The following is a 17,167-nucleotide window of genomic DNA, read 5'->3' as shown; positions in this document are numbered from 1 at the left end:
GCCATTCGGTGGCGGTGTTCTGACGGCGATAGATGTCGCCGGTCGATGCGTTCCGAGCGTTAGTGGGGCTCATGCTCTGCTGCGCGCGGGCGGATGTGGATCTCGTCCAGGTTGGGGAGGGCATGGCCGAGGCGGTGCTGCGCTTCGTCGATGATCGCGGTGGCGCCGGCGAGGGTGCCGTCGCGGACGGTGATGGTCGCGGCTCCTTGGAGGCGGTGGCCGACCCAGCGCAGCTGGAGCTGCGGAACGTCGAGGACGCCGGGGGTGTGTCGGAGGGCGTGGTCGGCTTTGTCGACGAGGTCGGGTTCGATGCCGTCCATGAGGCGGCGGCCGATGGAGCGGACGGTGCCCCAGAGCAGGACGAGGATCGCGGCGGAGATGACCAGGCCGACGATGGGGTCTGCGAGGGGGAACCCGAGCATGACGCCGATGGCGCCGACGACGACGGCGAGGGAGGTGAATCCGTCGGTGCGGGCGTGGATTCCGTCGGCGACGAGGGCGGCGGACCCGATCTTCTGCCCGACGCGGATGCGGTAGATGGCGACGGCTTCGTTGCCGGCGAATCCGATGATGCCGGCGGCGATCACCCAGCCGAGGTTTTCGAGCGGTCGGGGGTGGAGGAGGCGGTCGATGGACTGCCAGGCTGCGACGATCGCGGAGAGGGCGACAACGAGGACGATGAACAGTCCGGCGAGGTCTTCTGCGCGGCCGAGGCCGTAGGTGTATCGGCGGGTCGCGGGCCGGCGGCCGAGGATGAACGCGATCCACAGGGGCACCGCGGTGAGGGCGTCGGAGAAGTTGTGGATCGTGTCCGCGAACAGTGCGACGGAGCTGGAGATCGTTACGACGATCAGTTGCAGGACGGTGGTGACGAGGAGGATGACGAGGCTGATCTTCAGTGCCCGGATGCCCTCCTTGTTCGCTTCGAGCGCATCGTCGATCGAGTCGGATGCGTCGTGCGAGTGCGGGACGAACAAGCCGTAGAGGAAGCCTTTGAACCCGGTCGGGTGCGAGTGCCCCTCCGGGCCGTGGGAGTGACCGTGCGGCCCGTGATCGTGGCCGTGCCCGGCCTCTGAGGCGTGGCGCTGATGCCCATCGTGCTCGTGCTCGTGCTCGCCGTGGTGGTGGGGGTGCGAGTGGTGCGGTGTCGGGGTGCTCACGGGGTCGCCTCGGTCTGTGCGTGGTGGTGACGGGGCGTGCCGCCGAGGGTGTGCTCGGCCTGGAAGATCGCGTCGGACACGAGCCGGCTCGCGTGCTCGTCCGCGAGGCGGTAGAACACTCGGGTGCCGTCCTGGCGGGTGGTGACCATCCGCGACAGGCGCAGCTTCGCGAGGTGCTGTGACGCGGCGGCGGGAGATTTCTCGACCGTCTCTGCCAGCTCGTTCACCGACCGCTCGCCCTCGCGCAGCGCGAGGATCAAGCGCACGCGGGTGGCGTCGGCGAGCATCGAGAACACCTCGACCGCGAGCTCCACGTACTGACTGTCGGGCTCTCGTCCGCACACCTTCTTATCTGCATCCATAAGCAGATTCTTACACAGCATGATACGGAGGGGCGACAGGGTCGCCGCCGCCCCTCCGTGCGCGTCAGCCGCTGCGTGCTCGGCGTATGAAGTAGAGCGCGACGGCGGTCGTGACTGCGAGGGTCGCGGCACCGATGTCCGACGTTGTGACGCAACGAGGTTCGGACCCGATGGTCCTCACCTTCGCGAAAGTCATCTCGATCTCGCAGCGCCCCGAGATCCTCCAAATGCAGGACATACTCGACGCGCGCCAGCCCTGAAGCTTCTCCAGCCGCGCCTCTTGCGTTGCCCGCAGAAGAGCCGCATACTGGACCCAAGTTCTTCGTACCAAAAATCAGGCCGGCCCTTGTGCCGGCCTTTTTCGTTCCCGGGGTCGGCCGCTGGACGCCGACGGTCCTCCGCACCCTCCGTTGAGAATTGGCGCTTGACGCCTCCGGCGTGAGGCCCCCTACCGTAAGAATGGGCGACCGACCAATCGCCCCCCGAAGGCCGGCCTCGAGCCGGCTTTTTTCGTGCCCGGCCAGAATCTGAGCAGTCACCGCTCTTCCGGCCCTCTCCTCTCTGCCGACGTCCTCGAGACGTCCGCAGCACCAGCTCACCGAGCCACCCGGCACGGTGTCATCAGAACGCGCTCGCGCGTTCACCCCGCGGAGGTCACATTGCTGAACTCGCTGCTCGAGATGCTGCTGAAGGAGGTGGACCCCAACGTCGCGCTCGTGTGCCTCACGAGCTACTTCGGACTCCGATTCACGGTGAAGAAGATCGAGGACTTCCTCGTCATCTTCCTGCCCAGCAAGGAGCCGGCACGACGTAAGGCCCTCCTCCAGCGAAGCCGACGCCCTCAGGCGTAACTCGAAAACGCCCCTCCTCCGCCGAGGGGAGAGCTCCGTCTTCCATCGCCTCGAAAAACATTAGCTTTTTGAGACAGCCCGTTGAGAGCCGTTCCGAAGTTGGCCTCGGCCGGAACGGCGGAGGCCTCACTGTCTCAACAACTTGTCTCCTAGTGCTTCGTCTCAGGAGGGTGCTTGGAGGGGCTTTCCGAGTCAAACTGAGCTCGTGAGACTTCTCGGTTATACGCGTGTGAGTACGTCGAGTCAGGATGCGCAGTTGCAGGTCGACGCGCTCGTTGCGGCTGGCGTTCAGAAGCGGGACGTGTTCGCGGACGTGACGTCTGGCAGCAAGACCGCCATCGAGCGTCGCGGGATGAAGAAGCTGCTCGAGTACGCCGAGGGCGGGGACACCGTCGTCGTCTGGCGGGTCGATCGTCTCGGCCGGTCGCTGATCGACGTGCTGAACACGGTGAACCTGTTGCGTGACCGCGGCGTGCAGGTCCGGTCGATCTCCGACGGCATCGATCCGTCGACGTCGACGGGCCGGCTGATGCTGAACATGCTCGCCACGCTCGCGGAGTACGAGCGGGAGCTCATCGTTGAACGCGTCAACGCCGGCATCGCCGCCGCACGTGCGAGCGGAACGCGCTTCGGCCGGCCCCTGTCGGATCCTGCGGTGGTTGCGGACAAGCTCGCGATCGCCGCGGACGCGCGAGCGCGTGGTCGCACTGCTGAGGATGCTGCTCGTCTCGTTGGGTGGAGTCGCGCGTCGCTCTATCGCCACCAGGCAGACGCCGCTCGCCGCGCAGCTGCTGGAGAGCAGGCAGCGTCCTAGCAGGGGATGCTCCACCGCGACAGATCCACTGTCTTGACGCAGGCACGAACGTGCTCACTCATCGCCGCATCACCATTGACGGTCCCGTGAGGAATCCCTGGCCGGCTGATGAGGTCGTGCTGCGGCCGGATTCAGCTGGTGAGTCGGCGGACCTGTTCGATGGAGAGCTGGCGGTCGGCGTAGAGGACGATTCGAGCGGTCGGGTCCGGGCTGTGCGCATCCGGACCTTCCCACCTCCGCTGGAGGCCGAGTCGCTCAATCGTGCGGCGGGAGCGTGCGTTGCGTTCTGCGACGACCGCGGTGACGGGCAGTTCCGGTCGGAGTAAGTGGGCGAGTTCGATGCCGGTGAGGGCGACTTCCTGCGCGTAGCCCTTTCCCCAGTGGTCGGGGTGGAGGGTGAACGCCACGTTCCAGGCCGCGTCGGAGAGGAGGGTGCATCCGCCCATTCCGATCAGATCATGGTTGTCGGTGGGGGAGTCGCGCCGGCGGATCACCCAGCTGCTGAGTCCGTCTTGTGTCCACTGGGTCCTTCGGTATGCGATGACGGCCCGGGTCTGATCGGCGGAGAGATGGAGGAGGAGCGGATCTTCTTCCGCGATCCGTGGGTCGGTGTAGAGGCGGGACAGCTCGTGGAGGTCGGTTTCGGCGGGCCGGCACAGTCGGAGTCGGTCGGTGAGCACGTCGAGGTTCTGTGGGGCGCAGGCCTGTCCGTCGCTCACGATCATGGGACGAGGATTCCACGTTCCGACCGCTCGACCAGCGTTATGTGCGCGTGCGATCCGTCGCGGGAGGCCGCCCGTACGGGGACGGGCTAGCGGTCAGTCCTGCGCAGTGAACTCGATCTCGGGTGCTGCCCCGTCCGCCAGGAGGAAGTAGCCGATGAACACGACGTCTTCGCTCGTGGTGTCGAACTTGGAGACGATGACCCCGGCAGGCTCGTAGAAGACGTCGCCGGCGCGAAGGGTGGTTTGTGCCTCCTCACCGATCTGGAATGTGACCGACCCCCTTTCGATGGCTCCGAAGACAGGGCCGTTGTGAACGTGAGCACCGCCCTTCGTGCCAGCTGCGATTGAGATTCGGCGCACCTCGACGTGGGACACGTCCATGCCGCCTGCAAGCGACTGGTGGAGAAGAGTTGATCGAGTGATGGGCGATTCAGTCATGGTCACAGCCTGGTCGGACGGATCGCTCAGACGTGGGTCGTCGGACTCAGGAAATACGGCTCGCAATGTGCGGTTCTCGCCAACGGCCGCGTGGTCCGACACCCCCGCCGCTGCCGGAACTTGTCTCGATAGCCGATGGGCTAGCGCGTCAGACCCAGCGTTTCTCTGCAGACCTAAGTGCTCGTTCCGAGGGCTGCGGGGACAGCAGGTCACCGAGCTCGCGCTTCGCCTTCTGATACCGACTGCGCGCCGTTGACGGCGGGACGGAGACGATCTGAGCTGCCTCGCTGAGAGAGAAGCCGTCCCAGTGCACCAGTCGCACGAGCTCTGCGAGCTCTGGAGCGAGCTTGTCCAGAGCTGCCCGTACGTCGAGGGCGATGTCGGAGGGTTCTGCGATCACGACGGTGGGGTCGATGGTGCCGCGGAGCTTCTCGGCGAGGAGATCTTGGCGCCGGCGTGTCCTGCTGGTGTTCAGGACGACGTTCCGCGCGACCCCGAACAGCCAGAGGCGGGCGTCCTCGTCCGGCAGGGGCATGGATGACGATCGGCGCCACGCGATCGTCATTGTCTCGGAGAGCGCGTCGGGAGCGTCGTCGGCGCCGACTCGGCGTTCGAGGTAGTTCAGAAGGTCACGGGCTGTGGCGTCGAGGATCGTGACCACGCGATCGGCTCGGGTGTCGCGGCGGCTCACTGTGTGAGGTCTGCCTGGGTGAATTTTGCGCAGTCGTCCTGGCTTCCGAAGGAGAGATCCGATCCGGTGACGGGATCGACCACTCCTCGATCTTCGAGCTCGTCCCAGACGACGTTGATGATCGCGCCCCCCACGGCTTGGCGGTACAGCTCATCTTCGGAGTACAACTCGGTCGCGGGCACCACGGTGTCGCCGTCGTCGCCGCGGACGGTCACGTCCCGGGCGACGATCCGAGCAAGCTCGCCGTCGACGTCCGCGAGGGCGAGCACGTCGGTGGTGCGAAGCACGTCCTGCATCTCCTTAATGTCCTCCGGGTCGCCTTCCTTGGCGACGCTTCGGAGCTCGCATTCTCTTCCGCTGGGCAGGGTGAAGTGGACAACGGAATCCGGATTCGCCACCCACGGCTCCCACCCCGAGAGCGTCGCTGCCGCTGCTGCACCCGTGCCGCCCAGCGTGAGAGCGACGACGGTCCCGATCACGAGCGCACGAGGCGTCGACTGTCGCCTGCCGCGTCGCGCGTTCCACTCCGCTCCGCGAATCATCTCTCGAAGAGAGGAGTCGGAGACGGCTTCCGCCAGTGGGGTCGGCGGCGCCGATTCGTCCAGGAGCGCGTTCATCGCCCGATCGCTGCCCGCGTCGTGAGGTTCGGTGGTCATGATCTGCTCCTGTGCGCTCGAGTGGCCTTCACTCTGTACATGTCCGGCAGGACCCCGAATTGACGACGCGACGATGGAATCAGTCGAGAGTCTGTCCCGTAAGGGGATCGGTGACCGGTACACGCAGACGCGACATCGAGCGCCGCGAAAATCCGCGGTGCTGAGTGTCCCGTTAGACCCGTCCGGTGATTTGTTCGGTAGGGGGGGGTCAAACGGGATACTGGTCCAATGGCTGAGCTGATCGGATACGCCCGCGTCTCGACGGACAAGCAGGACGCGCAGGCGCAGCGTGACGCGCTGCTCGCGGCCGGTGTGCCGGCGGAGCGGATCTACGTCGACGCCGGCCTCACCGGCAGCAACCGCGAGCGGCCCGCGCTGCGCGAGGCCCTGGCCGCGTGCGACGCTGGCTCGACTCTGTTCGTGACGAAGCTCGACCGCCTCGCCCGTTCGATCACCGATGCGCGCGACATCGTGGACGAGCTCACGCGCAGGGGAGTGCGCCTGAACATCGGCGGGTCGCTGCACGACCCGAACGACCCGATCGGGCGGCTGCTGTTCAACGTGCTGGCGATGATCGCGGAGTTCGAGGGCGACCTGATCCGCGCGCGCACGAAGGAGGGCATGCGGGTCGCCAAGGCGAAGGGCCGGCTGCGCGGCCGCGCGCCGAAGCTCTCCCCGAAGATCGAGGCGCACCTGGTCGCGGAGTACCGCTCCGGGAACTACACCGTCGCGGAGCTGTCGGAGCAGTTCGGTGTGACGCGCTCGACGGTCTACCGAGCAGTCGAGCGGGCGACCGTCTCGGAGTTCCGCGCGGTGGACGTCACGCTCCCGCTTCCCGCAGCGGAGTAGCCCTCAGCCGCGAGTGACCAAATGGGCATCTAAAGCGGCGTGTCGCGTCGCGCTAATCACAGCCACAGCTCTACGTTAATCACATGGCTACGACGCGGCGTCCCCGAGGAACGATGGTGGAACCCACCAACGTTGCCTGGACCGTCGAGAAGCAGGCGCGCGATCGCTTCAACGACATGGCGTCGCACGCCAACGTGTCGTCGGCGGTGTTCTTCGAGCGCCTGGTCGAGCACGTGCAAAGCGAGCTGACCGACGAGGGTGTTCCCTCGTGGTGGCCGTCGCAGCCGACCCTTCTTTCCGATGAGGAGCTGCCCATCGACACCCGTTAACGCATTAGGCCCGTCGCTCTCGCGACGGGCCTAGAAGCCTTGGCTTCCCACCTCGCACAGTTTGGCGACTCAGAGGTGTGAAGCAGTCCCACCGAAGAACCGGTTACCAGCCGGGCCTTCGGTGTACCCGCCGGAACGTACCCGGAAGGAATGACCACATCGTAACAGCGGAGTTCGTCTCCGTGCACTCCCGACCCACCCTTTTTTCAGGGGAGCGGTCGGTCGAGCTTGCATCCGAGACGTCACAGGCGGCCGCGTCGCGGCCGAACAAATCGCGGTCGGGCTCGTGGAGCCCCGAGCCGGCACCGGGCGCCTACGCGCCGCTGCCGTGCTGGACGTCCGGTAGCGCGTGGTTCGACGCCGTGTTGGACGCCCTGGCAACGCCCGAGGGCGAAGCCGTGCGAGCGGCTGTGAAGGTCGCACCGCACACGCTGCTGCTCGTCGCTCAGGAGGACATGCGCTCGGCCGACGTCGGTACGGGACGCGGCGTCACGACAGCGCACCAGACGGTCGCGGATCGCCTGGGCATGTGCAAGAGGACCGTGCAGCGCGCCCGAGAGATCCTGCTGCTGTTGGGCCTCGCCGCAGTCGTCATCGAGGGCCGTTACCTGTGCGGAGGTGAGCGCGTTGCCGCGCAGCTCGCGCACGGTGGCCGCCAGCTCCGCATGGCTTCCACGCGGGCGCTCGTGATGCCCCGTGCGGCTGCCCTACGCGCCGCGTGCGCGGCGCCGGCTCCGGTTCCGTCCCGCGTCTCGCAGGGCGGCCGGATCACCCGATCTGTGGAGAATGTCCACCTACCCCGTAGGCGCGACGTTCCTCCTACAGCTCCAGTTATGAAGATCCCACCAACGCGCGGTGGACCGCGCTTGGAAGCCGCTTCGCGGCGGCCCGGACGAGGAAGTAACACACGGCGCAGCTCGATCGGTCGGCCGGCGGTTCCGAGACCCATTGAACTTCAACGCTTCGCCGCTGCGCTGGCTCAGCGCATCCCTTGGCTTGCTCGCGGTGTGCACGTCGGTCACGTGGTTGGGATGCTCGAGCGGTCAGGGATCGACGTCTCCGAGTGGAGCGTCGAGGGGCTGATGTTCGCTATCACTGCCTGGCTGACGCGGGACGGTCGCCGCGTGCCGGACACGTTCACCAGTCGCAACGCTCTCGGGTTCTACGGCTGGGCGATCCGCCAGGTCATCACCGAGCACTCGCGGTTCGACCAGGCTCGTCGTGACGCTGCGGCGGAGCGGGCCGCTGACCAGCAGCGACGCGCCGCCGAGCGAGCCGCGGAGGCTGCACGGCTGGCGAACATCGACCAGGACCAAGTGGATCGGGTGATCGCTCAGATGAAGCGCGATCAGCACGAGTACGAGCGGGCAGCTCGGGAGCGCGAGGCGGCACGCAAGCGCGCCGCCGCCGAGGCTCGCGAGGAACTTGCGATCCGTACCGCGGAGCTACGATCACGGGGCTGAGCACGCACCGAGGCCATCCATCCGATAAGCGGCGCGATGCCGGAGATGGGCAGCCGTCAGGAGTGCCCCGCAGGGGCATCCCGAAGGGACGCGGAGCGCTCTTGACGGGTGATCAGCGTAGGCAAGAGTGAAGCGTCGGATGGACGGCCGGACCGCAGCCGGCGCGATCAGCCCGGGAACGAAGAAGCCCCCGCGAGCTGTGCTCGAGCGGGGGGCTCCGACGCGAGCGAGGGGGTCGCTGCGTCACGGTCGACGTTACGTGTTCCGTCCTACCGCGGTGGGGGCTTGCGGGACCGACGAAGGCGATCGTCCGGTCGCTCAGGCTGCGTCGTCAGTCGATTCCGTAGCGCTGTTTTCCGTCGAGTCGCCGGGAGCGCTGTCGCTCCCCGGTGAGCGACGCGAACGAGGTGCACGGCCGCGGGACTGGTCGGGCCGCGGCACTCCGGCTGCGCGGAGTTCCTTCTCGGACCACCCGGTAGCGAGCGCATCGGCCCACGCCCTCGTGTGCCGACTTTGCGCGTCAGTGAGAGCCGCGCGTGCAGTGTCAGTGTCGTTCGCGGCGGTGACGATCGTGCGCACCGCAGCGACTCTCTTCTCGACACTCGCTTCGAGCAGCCGGCGTGCGGCGTCGGCGGCGTCCTCTGGGTTCCTCGTGTTGTCGCTCATGGGATCAGGCTACATGCCCAAATGGGCATCCGGAAGGCGCCGCAGCGTCGCCCATCCGGAGGCTGTTCCTTCCCGCGACGGGTGCCCGTTCGTGGAGCCGCTTTGCTGCACCATCGCTACGCTCGGGCAGAGCGGTTTGTGGAGCAAGCTGTCCGTTTACCGCTGGTAAATGGCTTGCCGGGCTGGCGCTGCGCTGGCTCCGGGTGCACACTAGAGGTGTGGTCCCCGCCGGGTGGCGGGTTCGCTGCGCTGGCAAGGGAAGGGCGGGTGGTTCGAGTGTCGGAGTCGACTCCTCGACGGTTGTTCGCTCGGAAAAGGCGCGAGAACGCACCCGAGGGGGCACGCGAGAAGTACTACCGCGTGTACGTCACCGCCGAAGAAGATGCGGCGTTGCAGGCTCGCGCAGTTGTGGCCGGCGACATCACGGTTCCGCGACTCTTGTTCGAGTCTGCGATGAACGCGCAGGTCCGCACGGACGCCGAGTGGAAGAGCGCAGTGGCCGAGCTGATGCAGGTTCGCGCTGACCTTGGCGGCATGGCTCGTAACCTCAACCAGCTCGCGCGGTTCGCGAACACCGAGGGGCAGTTCCCCGCACAGGTCGAGGAGTTTCGAGCGCAGTTCGCGGCACTTGTCCCGCAAATCAGCGCAGCGTGCCGTGCGGTGGCCGGCAAGTGATTCCTAACGTCACCTACGGCTCGCAGATGGGCGGGCTGATGACCTATCTCGCTGGCCCCGGTCGCTCGAACGAGCACACCGAGCAGCACCTGGTCGCTGGCGACTCCGCGATCATGGCGCTGTACGGCTACGAGGTGCTGGACCGCGACGCAGCTCTCGCGATCGCACGCGATCTTGACGAGCCGGCCGAGGTGTACGGCACGAAGGTCATGCGGTCCGTGAAGCAGTTCGACCGTGCGACGGGAGAGCCGATCCTGGATCCGTCGACGGGCAAGCAGGCCGTCGTGAAGCAGGACGCGCACGTGTGGCACTGCTCGCTCTCTCTCAGTGCCGAAGAGGGCACGCTGACGGATGAGAAGTGGGGAGCGATCGCCACCGATTTCGTGCAGCGCATGGGGTTCGCCGGCGACGACATCGGGAAGGCGAACGCGCGATGGGTCGCGGTTCGTCATGGCGCGTCGAAGAACGGCAACGACCACATCCACATCGCCGTCTCCCTCGTGCGCGAGGACGGGACGAAGGCGCACATCCCCTACGACAAGCGGCTCGCTCAGAAGGTCAGCCGTGAGCTGGAACGCGATCACGGTCTGACGCAGCTGCACCCCGAGGGGCGTGAGCTCGGAGAGCGCGGGATCGTCCCCGGAGCCCGCGAGGCGGCCCGCACACGCAACGCGGTTGAGCCCGACGTGCGCCGCCTCGAGCGCAGCGTCCGCGCTGCTGCATCGTCCAGCGTCGATGAGGGCGAGTTCGTGCGTCGGATGCGTCAAGAGGGGCTGCTGGTGCGCCCGCGTTTCGCGGTGGGCCGCAACGACGTCGTGCAGGGCTACAGCGTGGCGCTGCGCCCCGAGAAGGACGAGCCCGTGCGCTGGCACGGCGGCGGGACCCTCGCGCGCGACCTGACCCTCCCGCGACTGCGCGAGGGGTGGCCGGACGAGCCGTTGAAGGCGACAGAAGCGGCCGAGGAATGGCGCGCGACGTCGAAGAACCCGTGGCGCTATCAGCCGGTGAACCCGGGCCGCGAGGTTGCCGAGCCCTCGCCCGATCTGTTCGCGAAGTACGCCGCCGACATGGACCGGTTGCACCAGTACATCAACTCCGTCGACCCGTCCGACCGGTCGACGTGGGCACACGTGGCGCGTGAGACGGCCGGCGCCTACGCCGCGTGGTCGAGGCGCATGGAACCCACCCCCGGACCGCTCGCGGACGCTGCGCGATCGCTCGCGCGGTCGGCACACCTGCGCGCCCACGAGACGCGACCGCGACCCGCAGCGATGCCCTCGAGCGCGCACACCACTGCGCTGATCCTGGCCGCCGCCGGCAAGAAGAAGAACGCGGCCGCTGAGCTGCTGCTGCTGCACCAGCTCGCCCGCATGACTCACGCGATCGCTTCGGCGCACAAGGCCGCCGGAGACGCACGTCGGATGAGCGAGCTGTCGCAGACACTCCGCGGTCAGTTGACCGCAGTGCGAGACAGCTACACGAAGCAGGACACCGCGAACAAGGCCGAGGCGTGGGAGGCCCAGCGGGCCGCTCTGCCGCCCGAGCTGCGGCAGTCGCGCGAGGCGGTCGCCGCGTCGTTCCCGACCGGGAGCCCGGTGCCGACCAAGCTCACGCCGCGCGAGCAGGAGAGCGCCGACGCGCTCCTCGCCAAGCGCGCCCGAGACGCCCGCGAGCAGCCCGGTCACGACCGCGGCGGACTCGACCGATAACCAGGCACGACAGCCATAGGGGGAGGAAGTCATGAGTGACGATGAGGTCGGCCAGGAGGTCGGTCAGAACGTTCGAGTAGCACTGACGATCGCGATGCAGATGGGCGAGAAGTTCGCCCGCCTGCGGGAGGAGTTGGCGCGCGACGCGCAGGCTCGATCGGCAGCTCAGGCGCGCGAGCTCGCTGCGCGGTTCGACGCCGAGCGGGGTGTCGCACGAGCAACGTTGCAGGTCGTGGACCAGCCGGAGTGGTGGGATCGCGCGAGCATCCAGGACGTCGCCCGCGTCGCGGAGACGGCTCAGGCGTGGAAGGGCCAGGACCCCATCGCGGAGCGTGCCGCGGCCGTCGTGCAGCGCGAGGTGATGGAGCGCTACGGCGTCGACACTGCCGTCCTGCGCGACGCCGCCACCCGCGGAAAGTCCGAGCTGGATCTGGCGAAGGAATGGGCGGCCACGTCTGCGCCGGAGCACTACCACCGCCACGACGAGGACCGTCTCACCATGCAGGTCGGGGACCGCACGGAGCCGGACACCGGCGCGCAGCGCGCCCTCATCACCGACTACCGCGCCGCTCTCGCCGGCGACGTCGCGACTGTCGAGCTGTCGGTGGCCGAGGAGTGGAAGCGGGACACGGACCCCGCCGGGTTCCAGGGATACCGCGTCCAGACGTCGATCGACTGGAACGACGCCGGCCAGGTGTCCACGCCGGACCCCGCGACCGTCGCAGCCGCTCGTGCTGCACTGGTCGAGGAGTGGAAGGACGCTGTTGCTCCCGAGCGCGCGCGTGCCGGCACCGAACTGACCGAGGCGCAGGTGCTCATCGCTGAGGCGGACCGGCTCGACCGCGCCAACGACGCCCGATCCGACGCAGCAGCTCGAGAGGTTCCCGGCGCGGCCGACGTCGACAACGGCCAGGCCGTCATGGCTGCCGAGCTGGAAGCGCGCGCCAACGACTACGACCGCGATGCCGCCGCCGGCGGCACCGAGCACGCGAGCCCGGACGAGCTGCGCGAGCTAGCAGCCGACGCCCGGGCGCAGGCGCAGCTCTACCGCGACACCGCCCCCGCCGAGCGCCAGGACGCCGCTCAGAGCGCCAACGGCACCTCAGGCGACCCCACGACCCCGGCGTCCGATCCTCGTGCGTCAGCGGCGCGCGAGGCGGGCGAGGTGGCCTACGACAGCTCGGAGCGTCGACAGGCCACCGTTCACGCGATGGAGTCCAAGGGAGTCCCGCCGCACCTGATCGAAGCGCGGATGAGCGCTGACAGCGCCCACGCGACCCCGGCCAGCTCCGCGGTGACCTCGAAGGCGGCCACGAGCACCGTCCCGTCGACGCGGCGCACCCGCGGCCGCGGCCAGGGCGCCGACCGTGGGGACCTCAGCAGGTAACCGCCACCACGCGCGAAGAAGGGGAGCACCGACTGGTGCTCCCCTTCTTCTTTGCCGTTCAGGCGTTGGTGCCCGCAGGCTCTCCCTCGGTCGTCCGCTCGGTGTAGAGCGGCGGCTGACGGTCGGGCTCGAACAGGCCCTCGACGGGACGCTCGTAGGGCAGAGGTTCCCCGACCCGGTTCTCGTCCTGCGAGTCCGCGAACGGCCCGTCTGGGGAGAGCAGAGCGGTCATGTGCGGATCGCAGTGGTTGATCCACCAGGTGCTCATCCCGGCTTTCTCGTCGGCTCTGGCGGCCTCCCACGCTCGCCACAGGGCCTCGATGCGCTGCTGCGCCTCCGCGCTCGACCACCAGGCGGCTTTCCAGCGCAGTCCGCTGCCGGAGCCACCCCGGATGACGCGGCGCCGGTAGGTGCCGATCAGCTGCTTGCGCACGAACTCATCCGCTGACCCAAAGAACGTCGTCGGCTCCTCCTCTGCGCCCTCGTAGGGTCCCGGGGTGAGGTCGTCGTCGTCCACGCCGCCGTAGATGTCGCTCATGATCCCTCCACCGGGGCGAGCGGCCGGTCAGCGACCGGCGCCGGTGCTGGTGCTGCCGGTGCAGCGCCGCCGGGCTGGTTCCGCGCGATCGATGCGTTGATACCCGCGACGAACTCCTTGGGGCCGTCGAACCACGGCACCGTGCGCAGCATCGCTGCACGGGAGCCGGAGGACATCATGATCGCTCGACCGGTCTTGCGTCCCTTCCGCGGGATCGGGAGCGTCGCCAGCTCCGCGACGTCGAGGATCTTCTCTCGCTTCAACGCGGTGGTGGTCGAGCGCACGCCCTTGTTCATGCTCGCGGAGGTCGTCTCGCGGTCGTAGGTGCCGATCAGATCGGACACCATGCCCAGGAACTCCGGCTCGGAGATTCCGCCGGCGTAGAGCTTCACGTTCGCGGCCGACCAGAGCTTCAACATGCCCTCCTTGCCGAATACCCCGATGCCCTGCGACCAGGACTGGAACACCGACATGATCGGGATGCCCCGGGAGCCGTAGTGGCTGTAGAGGTCGGGGAGGTCCCGCCAGCGGCAGACGTTCGCGGCCTCATCGAGCACGCCGAGCATCGGCGTCTGCATCCGGCCGCCGGGCGACACCGCTGCCAGCTCCTCTGCCGCCTCAACCGTCGCGGCGGTCAGGGCGAGGACGAGAGGGCCGGCGCTGCCGGCGCCCTCCTTGGACAGGCTGTAGAGCGTCCCGGTCGAGCGCACGAACGCGGCCGGATCGAACTCCGGGCGCGGGTCGTTCTCGCCCTGCCGGTTCACCCACTGCCGGGTGCCGGAGTCCTTCAAGCAGGACGCCATGCGGCGGGCTGTCGAGTAGACCGATCCGCGCTCCCTGTGCTCGAGGCGGGAGGAGCCCTGCACGCTGCGTGCCATCAGGGTCCATTCACTCGCTGCGAGGATGTCGCCGGCCGTCTCGTCGCCCGGGGTCGTCGTCCACTCGTAGACGTCGGTGATCGGGCGGCCGTCGATCGCCGCCGCCAGAAGGAAGCCCGCGAGCAGTTCGCGGCCGGAGGGCTCGAAGTGCGCATCGGTTCGTGCGCCGAGCTCGCTCGACCCCGACGCGAAGTGCTGCGCGAGCTTGGCCGCCTTGGTGTCGTCGGTGACGTAGGACAACGGATTCCACCACCAGGACGCCGGCTCGACGGCGACCCGCTGCGGATCGAACACCCAGACGTTGCCGGCCTGCGCACGCAGGTCCCGCGTCGCATAGAGCACGTCCGGCTTGTTCGACGTCGTGACGACCGCGCCCGGCGCATTGGCGATTGCCGGGATGACGAACGACGTCGACTTGCCCACACGGGGACCGGCGAGCAGCAGCGTCATGTCCTCGAACGAGGCGTAGAGCGGACGGCCGTCCGTCAGCAGCGCCCCCACAGGGACGCCGAAGGAGTCGGGCACACCGAGACGCGCCGACTTCTGCTTGGCCTCCTTGCCGCGCATCTGACGCAGCTCGTTCGGCGTCGCCATGTGGCGGGCAGCCCAGTCGAGCGGGGTGCGGTGCTTGCCGCCGCTGGACTTGATCAGCAGGAAGAACACGACCAGCACGACGAGAACGGCGCCGATGCCGCCCGCAATCCACGTCGCAGTCGCAGGCCAGACGAGGCGGCCGCGGAACACGTCGACCACGACGCTGACGAAGTTCGAGGGGTCGGTGCTCATGTCGGGGTTGACCCCGTCCGCCTGTGATCCGACGCGAATCGCAATGTACAGCCCCAGGATCACCACGAGTGCACCGCCGGCCGCGATCGCTATCCCGAACCCGCCGCCGGCCTTCCCCGGCTCTCTGCGGCGGTTGTTGGTCATGCTCATCAGTTCGTCCTCTCGGTCGTGTAGATCGGGCCGACCCACCGCGGGGTCGGGTCGTCGTCGGGTGCCTGTTGCGTGGTGCCCCAGTGCACGAGGGCAAGACCGCGTTCTACGAACTCGATCGGAAGGTCCGCGGCGTGGAACTCATGCCAGGGCGAGCTGGTGACGCAGGACCACAGGTAGCCCTCGAACGCGAGGGTCGAGGGGCAGGTCATGGCAGCGCGGGAATCATCACGGCGGCGACGGTCGCCGCGCCGGCTGCGGTGAACAGCCAGCCGGCGATCGAGAGCGCGTGTGGCCGGGTCAACGTGCGTTGCGTCCAAACGTCGGTGCCCTGCACGACGACGTGGCACAGGCTGCCGAGGCCGAAAATCACGACTCCGACGAAGCCCAGCCAGAGGTTCACGGCAGGATCTCCACCACGACCGGATCGGTCGCCAGCGGCTCGTTCGCGCGTCCGGCACGGGAGGTGGTGTGCCAGAGCTTGTTGGTGTCGTTGACGTCGAGCTCGGCGCTGGTCAGCTGCACCCGGATCGGAATACCGGGCCGGCCGCCCACCTTGATCAGGAACCGGCCGCGCCCGGGAGGCTCCGACTCATGTCCCGATACCGGGTCCCACGCGGGCGGGTCCTGCCAGCTCGTCAGCATCGCTTGTTCCGCGTTCGACATCGGCACTGCGGAGGTCAGCAGCGGCATTTCCGCGCCGGGGAGCCCGCCGCAGATCACCATGCCGGAGCGCTCCACGAAGCCCTTGGCCTTCATCTGATCCTCCTGCGAGGACAGGGCCAGCAGGTCGCTCATCGTGTGGCTGATCATCGCCAGGCCGACACCGCGGGCACGGTTCAGGCGGGTGAGCGCGTCGACGCGATCGACCATGCCCTTGCCCGCGCGCAGCGCCCGCCACAGCTCATCGAGGATCACGAAGTAGTGCCGGCGCGGTTCCAGCCCCGCTTCTGCGAGGGCGGAGGCGACGTTGACCGTTCCGAAGCCGGCGGACCAGCAGGCGAGCAGGATGCTGGCCTGCAGATCGCCTTCGGAGTCATCGATCGAGGACACGTCGTAGACGACAGGGCGATCCCGGCGCATCGGGGTGGTGGTCTGGCGGGAGAAGATTTCGCCCAGCCGGCCGCCGGTCGTGAGGCCGATGAGGGAGGCTTCGAGGTTCTCGGTGATCGCCTTGTAGCGGGCGAGGTCGCCGCGGTCGAGGGCGACCTGGCGAATCTCGTCGGGCGCTGCCTGGATCACGGCCAGAAGATCCGCGAGGACGGGGATGCCCTCGTGCGTCTCGTCCAGGTACTTCAGCGCCCGGTCGATGATCGTCTCTTCCCGGTCGCTCGGCGGCTCGGAGCGGAGGATCGTCAGCAACGCCGCGATCATCGTGTGCCGGCGGCCGTGAGCGTCCGCGAGCACCTGCGACGCGAGGCGCTGCGACTTCACCGCGTGCTTGCGCTCCTCCGCCGAGTTCTCGCCGCGAGCGTCGAGCTCGGAGGCGCGCTCGAGGGCCTGGTCGGCGTCGTCGCGGAGTCGCTGCGCGGCGACCGTCGCCTCGCCCGGGTCGAGGATGTTGAGGTAGCCGCGGCCGCGGCCGAGGGTGATGACCTGGCCGTCGAGGGCGCGGATCAGGTCCACGTAGTCGGGCTTCAAGTCACCGAGGACCAGCGGGAGGGTGCCGTATCCGGCGAGCCCGGTCGCCATGCGGCGGGTGAGCGAGGACTTCCCGAGGCCCGGCTTACCGAGGACAAACATCGACGGATTCGAGATGAGCTGCGCCCGCTGGAACCAGCTGATCGGATCGCACAGCACCGACGCCCCGGTGGCGAGGTTCTTCCCCAGCGGCACGCCGATCATGGGAGTTCCGGTGCCGACCGAGAACGGGTACAGCCCGCACACCTGCACGGTCGTTGCGCGGAACTCATCGGCGGGCTGGATCGAGACGGCCTGCCCGCCGCCACGTCCCAGCCACCCCGTCGAGGTCGGGCGCATCGGCCGGATCGGCGCGACGTTCTTCTCGACCTTCTGCTTGCCGCCCTGGTGCGGGATCGC

Annotated in this window: 19 protein-coding genes; 8 read left to right on the top strand and 11 right to left on the bottom strand. The window is 68.3% G+C overall.

The annotated features are described in order from the left end of the window. Positions 1-59: 59 nt before the first annotated feature. Both C5C39_RS12665 and C5C39_RS12660 read right to left on the bottom strand, forming a co-directional pair. Positions 60-977, bottom strand: a complete 918-nt coding sequence (locus tag C5C39_RS12665) for a cation diffusion facilitator family transporter (RefSeq protein ID WP_374953696.1) — start codon at positions 975-977, stop codon at positions 60-62. A gap of 179 nt (positions 978-1,156) precedes the next feature. Continuing rightward, positions 1,157-1,522 (bottom strand): metalloregulator ArsR/SmtB family transcription factor, encoded by a 366-nt coding sequence (locus C5C39_RS12660; protein ID WP_104353523.1) that lies wholly within the window; start codon positions 1,520-1,522, stop codon positions 1,157-1,159. A gap of 659 nt (positions 1,523-2,181) precedes the next feature. On the opposite strand from C5C39_RS12660, the gene C5C39_RS12650 reads away from it, so the two are divergent. Continuing rightward, positions 2,182-2,373 carry a hypothetical protein gene (locus C5C39_RS12650; RefSeq protein ID WP_104353521.1) on the top strand — a complete coding sequence of 64 codons (192 nt, stop codon included), beginning with the start codon at positions 2,182-2,184 and terminating at the stop codon, positions 2,371-2,373. A gap of 205 nt (positions 2,374-2,578) precedes the next feature. Continuing rightward, complete coding sequence (locus C5C39_RS12645; protein WP_104309918.1) at positions 2,579-3,187, top strand: recombinase family protein; 609 nt, start codon at positions 2,579-2,581, stop codon at positions 3,185-3,187. Positions 3,188-3,318: 131 nt separating this feature from the next. Here the strand turns inward: C5C39_RS12645 and C5C39_RS12640 are convergent, their stop codons facing one another. From C5C39_RS12640 to C5C39_RS12625, 4 genes are all read right to left on the bottom strand, one after another. After that, positions 3,319-3,912 (bottom strand): GNAT family N-acetyltransferase, encoded by a 594-nt coding sequence (locus C5C39_RS12640; RefSeq protein WP_104353520.1) that lies wholly within the window; start codon positions 3,910-3,912, stop codon positions 3,319-3,321. Between the two features lie 93 nt (positions 3,913-4,005). Beyond that, a complete protein-coding gene (locus C5C39_RS12635) occupies positions 4,006-4,350 on the bottom strand; it encodes a cupin domain-containing protein (RefSeq protein WP_146076923.1) in 345 nt (114 codons plus the stop codon). 148 nt (positions 4,351-4,498) lie between these two features. Further along, positions 4,499-5,011 (bottom strand): RNA polymerase sigma factor, encoded by a 513-nt coding sequence (locus tag C5C39_RS12630; protein ID WP_146078957.1) that lies wholly within the window; start codon positions 5,009-5,011, stop codon positions 4,499-4,501. A gap of 26 nt (positions 5,012-5,037) precedes the next feature. Then, positions 5,038-5,697 (bottom strand): hypothetical protein, encoded by a 660-nt coding sequence (locus C5C39_RS12625; protein WP_104353519.1) that lies wholly within the window; start codon positions 5,695-5,697, stop codon positions 5,038-5,040. A gap of 228 nt (positions 5,698-5,925) precedes the next feature. Between C5C39_RS12625 and C5C39_RS12620 the strand changes: the two genes are divergently transcribed. The 6 genes from C5C39_RS12620 to C5C39_RS12595 all read left to right on the top strand — a co-directional run bounded on the left by C5C39_RS12620 (position 5,926) and on the right by C5C39_RS12595 (position 12,775). Continuing rightward, positions 5,926-6,546 (top strand): recombinase family protein, encoded by a 621-nt coding sequence (locus C5C39_RS12620; RefSeq protein WP_104305026.1) that lies wholly within the window; start codon positions 5,926-5,928, stop codon positions 6,544-6,546. A gap of 113 nt (positions 6,547-6,659) precedes the next feature. Then, positions 6,660-6,875: a hypothetical protein gene (locus C5C39_RS12615; protein ID WP_104277476.1), complete on the top strand. Its 216-nt coding sequence runs from the start codon at positions 6,660-6,662 to the stop codon at positions 6,873-6,875. A 1,031-nt stretch (positions 6,876-7,906) separates the two neighbouring features. Continuing rightward, on the top strand, positions 7,907-8,338 hold the full coding sequence (locus C5C39_RS12610; protein WP_104353518.1) for a hypothetical protein: 432 nt from the start codon (positions 7,907-7,909) through the stop codon (positions 8,336-8,338). 687 nt (positions 8,339-9,025) lie between these two features. After that, positions 9,026-9,679: a plasmid mobilization relaxosome protein MobC gene (gene mobC / locus C5C39_RS17985; protein ID WP_104326971.1), complete on the top strand. Its 654-nt coding sequence runs from the start codon at positions 9,026-9,028 to the stop codon at positions 9,677-9,679. Positions 9,680-9,705: 26 nt separating this feature from the next. Next, positions 9,706-11,388, top strand: coding sequence for a relaxase/mobilization nuclease domain-containing protein (locus C5C39_RS12600; RefSeq protein ID WP_104353517.1), 1,683 nt, complete (start codon positions 9,706-9,708; stop codon positions 11,386-11,388). A 31-nt stretch (positions 11,389-11,419) separates the two neighbouring features. Further along, positions 11,420-12,775, top strand: a complete 1,356-nt coding sequence (locus tag C5C39_RS12595) for a hypothetical protein (RefSeq protein WP_104353516.1) — start codon at positions 11,420-11,422, stop codon at positions 12,773-12,775. A gap of 58 nt (positions 12,776-12,833) precedes the next feature. Here the strand turns inward: C5C39_RS12595 and C5C39_RS12590 are convergent, their stop codons facing one another. The 5 genes from C5C39_RS12590 to C5C39_RS12570 are packed head-to-tail and all read right to left on the bottom strand — an operon-like array spanning position 12,834 to position 17,107. After that, positions 12,834-13,313, bottom strand: coding sequence for a DUF4913 domain-containing protein (locus C5C39_RS12590; protein ID WP_104277471.1), 480 nt, complete (start codon positions 13,311-13,313; stop codon positions 12,834-12,836). Then, complete coding sequence (locus C5C39_RS12585; RefSeq protein WP_104326968.1) at positions 13,310-15,127, bottom strand: type IV secretory system conjugative DNA transfer family protein; 1,818 nt, start codon at positions 15,125-15,127, stop codon at positions 13,310-13,312. Before C5C39_RS12585 ends, C5C39_RS12590 begins: the two co-directional genes overlap by 4 nt. After that, entirely contained in the window at positions 15,127-15,339 is a 213-nt protein-coding gene (locus tag C5C39_RS12580; RefSeq protein ID WP_104277469.1) for a hypothetical protein, read from the bottom strand. Before C5C39_RS12580 ends, C5C39_RS12585 begins: the two co-directional genes overlap by 1 nt. Further along, positions 15,336-15,530 carry a hypothetical protein gene (locus tag C5C39_RS12575; RefSeq protein WP_104277468.1) on the bottom strand — a complete coding sequence of 65 codons (195 nt, stop codon included), beginning with the start codon at positions 15,528-15,530 and terminating at the stop codon, positions 15,336-15,338. Before C5C39_RS12575 ends, C5C39_RS12580 begins: the two co-directional genes overlap by 4 nt. After that, positions 15,527-17,107 (bottom strand): ATP/GTP-binding protein, encoded by a 1,581-nt coding sequence (locus tag C5C39_RS12570; protein ID WP_243502574.1) that lies wholly within the window; start codon positions 17,105-17,107, stop codon positions 15,527-15,529. The genes C5C39_RS12575 and C5C39_RS12570 overlap by 4 nt, the downstream gene beginning before the upstream one ends. Positions 17,108-17,167: the final 60 nt, after the last annotated feature.

The sequence above is a fragment of the Rathayibacter sp. AY1F3 genome (genome assembly GCF_002931975.1).
In the GTDB taxonomy this organism is placed as follows: Bacteria; Actinomycetota; Actinomycetes; order Actinomycetales; family Microbacteriaceae; genus Rathayibacter.
This window is presented reverse-complemented; position numbering and strand designations above follow the sequence as displayed.

Bases quoted from the DNA above. Each gene is read 5' to 3' on its own strand.
- C5C39_RS12640 (WP_104353520.1), bottom strand. From the start codon at position 3,912: ATGATCGTGAGCGACGGACAGGCCTGCGCCCCACAGAACCTCGACGTG.
- C5C39_RS12660 (WP_104353523.1), bottom strand. From the start codon at position 1,522: ATGGATGCAGATAAGAAGGTGTGCGGACGAGAGCCCGACAGTCAGTAC.
- C5C39_RS12615 (WP_104277476.1), top strand. From the start codon at position 6,660: ATGGTGGAACCCACCAACGTTGCCTGGACCGTCGAGAAGCAGGCGCGC.
- C5C39_RS12610 (WP_104353518.1), top strand. From the start codon at position 7,907: ATGCTCGAGCGGTCAGGGATCGACGTCTCCGAGTGGAGCGTCGAGGGG.
- C5C39_RS12625 (WP_104353519.1), bottom strand. From the start codon at position 5,697: ATGACCACCGAACCTCACGACGCGGGCAGCGATCGGGCGATGAACGCG.
- C5C39_RS12635 (WP_146076923.1), bottom strand. From the start codon at position 4,350: ATGACTGAATCGCCCATCACTCGATCAACTCTTCTCCACCAGTCGCTT.
- C5C39_RS12590 (WP_104277471.1), bottom strand. From the start codon at position 13,313: ATGAGCGACATCTACGGCGGCGTGGACGACGACGACCTCACCCCGGGA.
- C5C39_RS12570 (WP_243502574.1), bottom strand. From the start codon at position 17,107: ATGCGCCCGACCTCGACGGGGTGGCTGGGACGTGGCGGCGGGCAGGCC.
- C5C39_RS12585 (WP_104326968.1), bottom strand. From the start codon at position 15,127: ATGAGCATGACCAACAACCGCCGCAGAGAGCCGGGGAAGGCCGGCGGC.
- C5C39_RS12600 (WP_104353517.1), top strand. From the start codon at position 9,706: ATGGGCGGGCTGATGACCTATCTCGCTGGCCCCGGTCGCTCGAACGAG.
- mobC (WP_104326971.1), top strand. From the start codon at position 9,026: ATGGGCATCCGGAAGGCGCCGCAGCGTCGCCCATCCGGAGGCTGTTCC.
- C5C39_RS12580 (WP_104277469.1), bottom strand. From the start codon at position 15,339: ATGACCTGCCCCTCGACCCTCGCGTTCGAGGGCTACCTGTGGTCCTGC.
- C5C39_RS12620 (WP_104305026.1), top strand. From the start codon at position 5,926: ATGGCTGAGCTGATCGGATACGCCCGCGTCTCGACGGACAAGCAGGAC.
- C5C39_RS12595 (WP_104353516.1), top strand. From the start codon at position 11,420: ATGAGTGACGATGAGGTCGGCCAGGAGGTCGGTCAGAACGTTCGAGTA.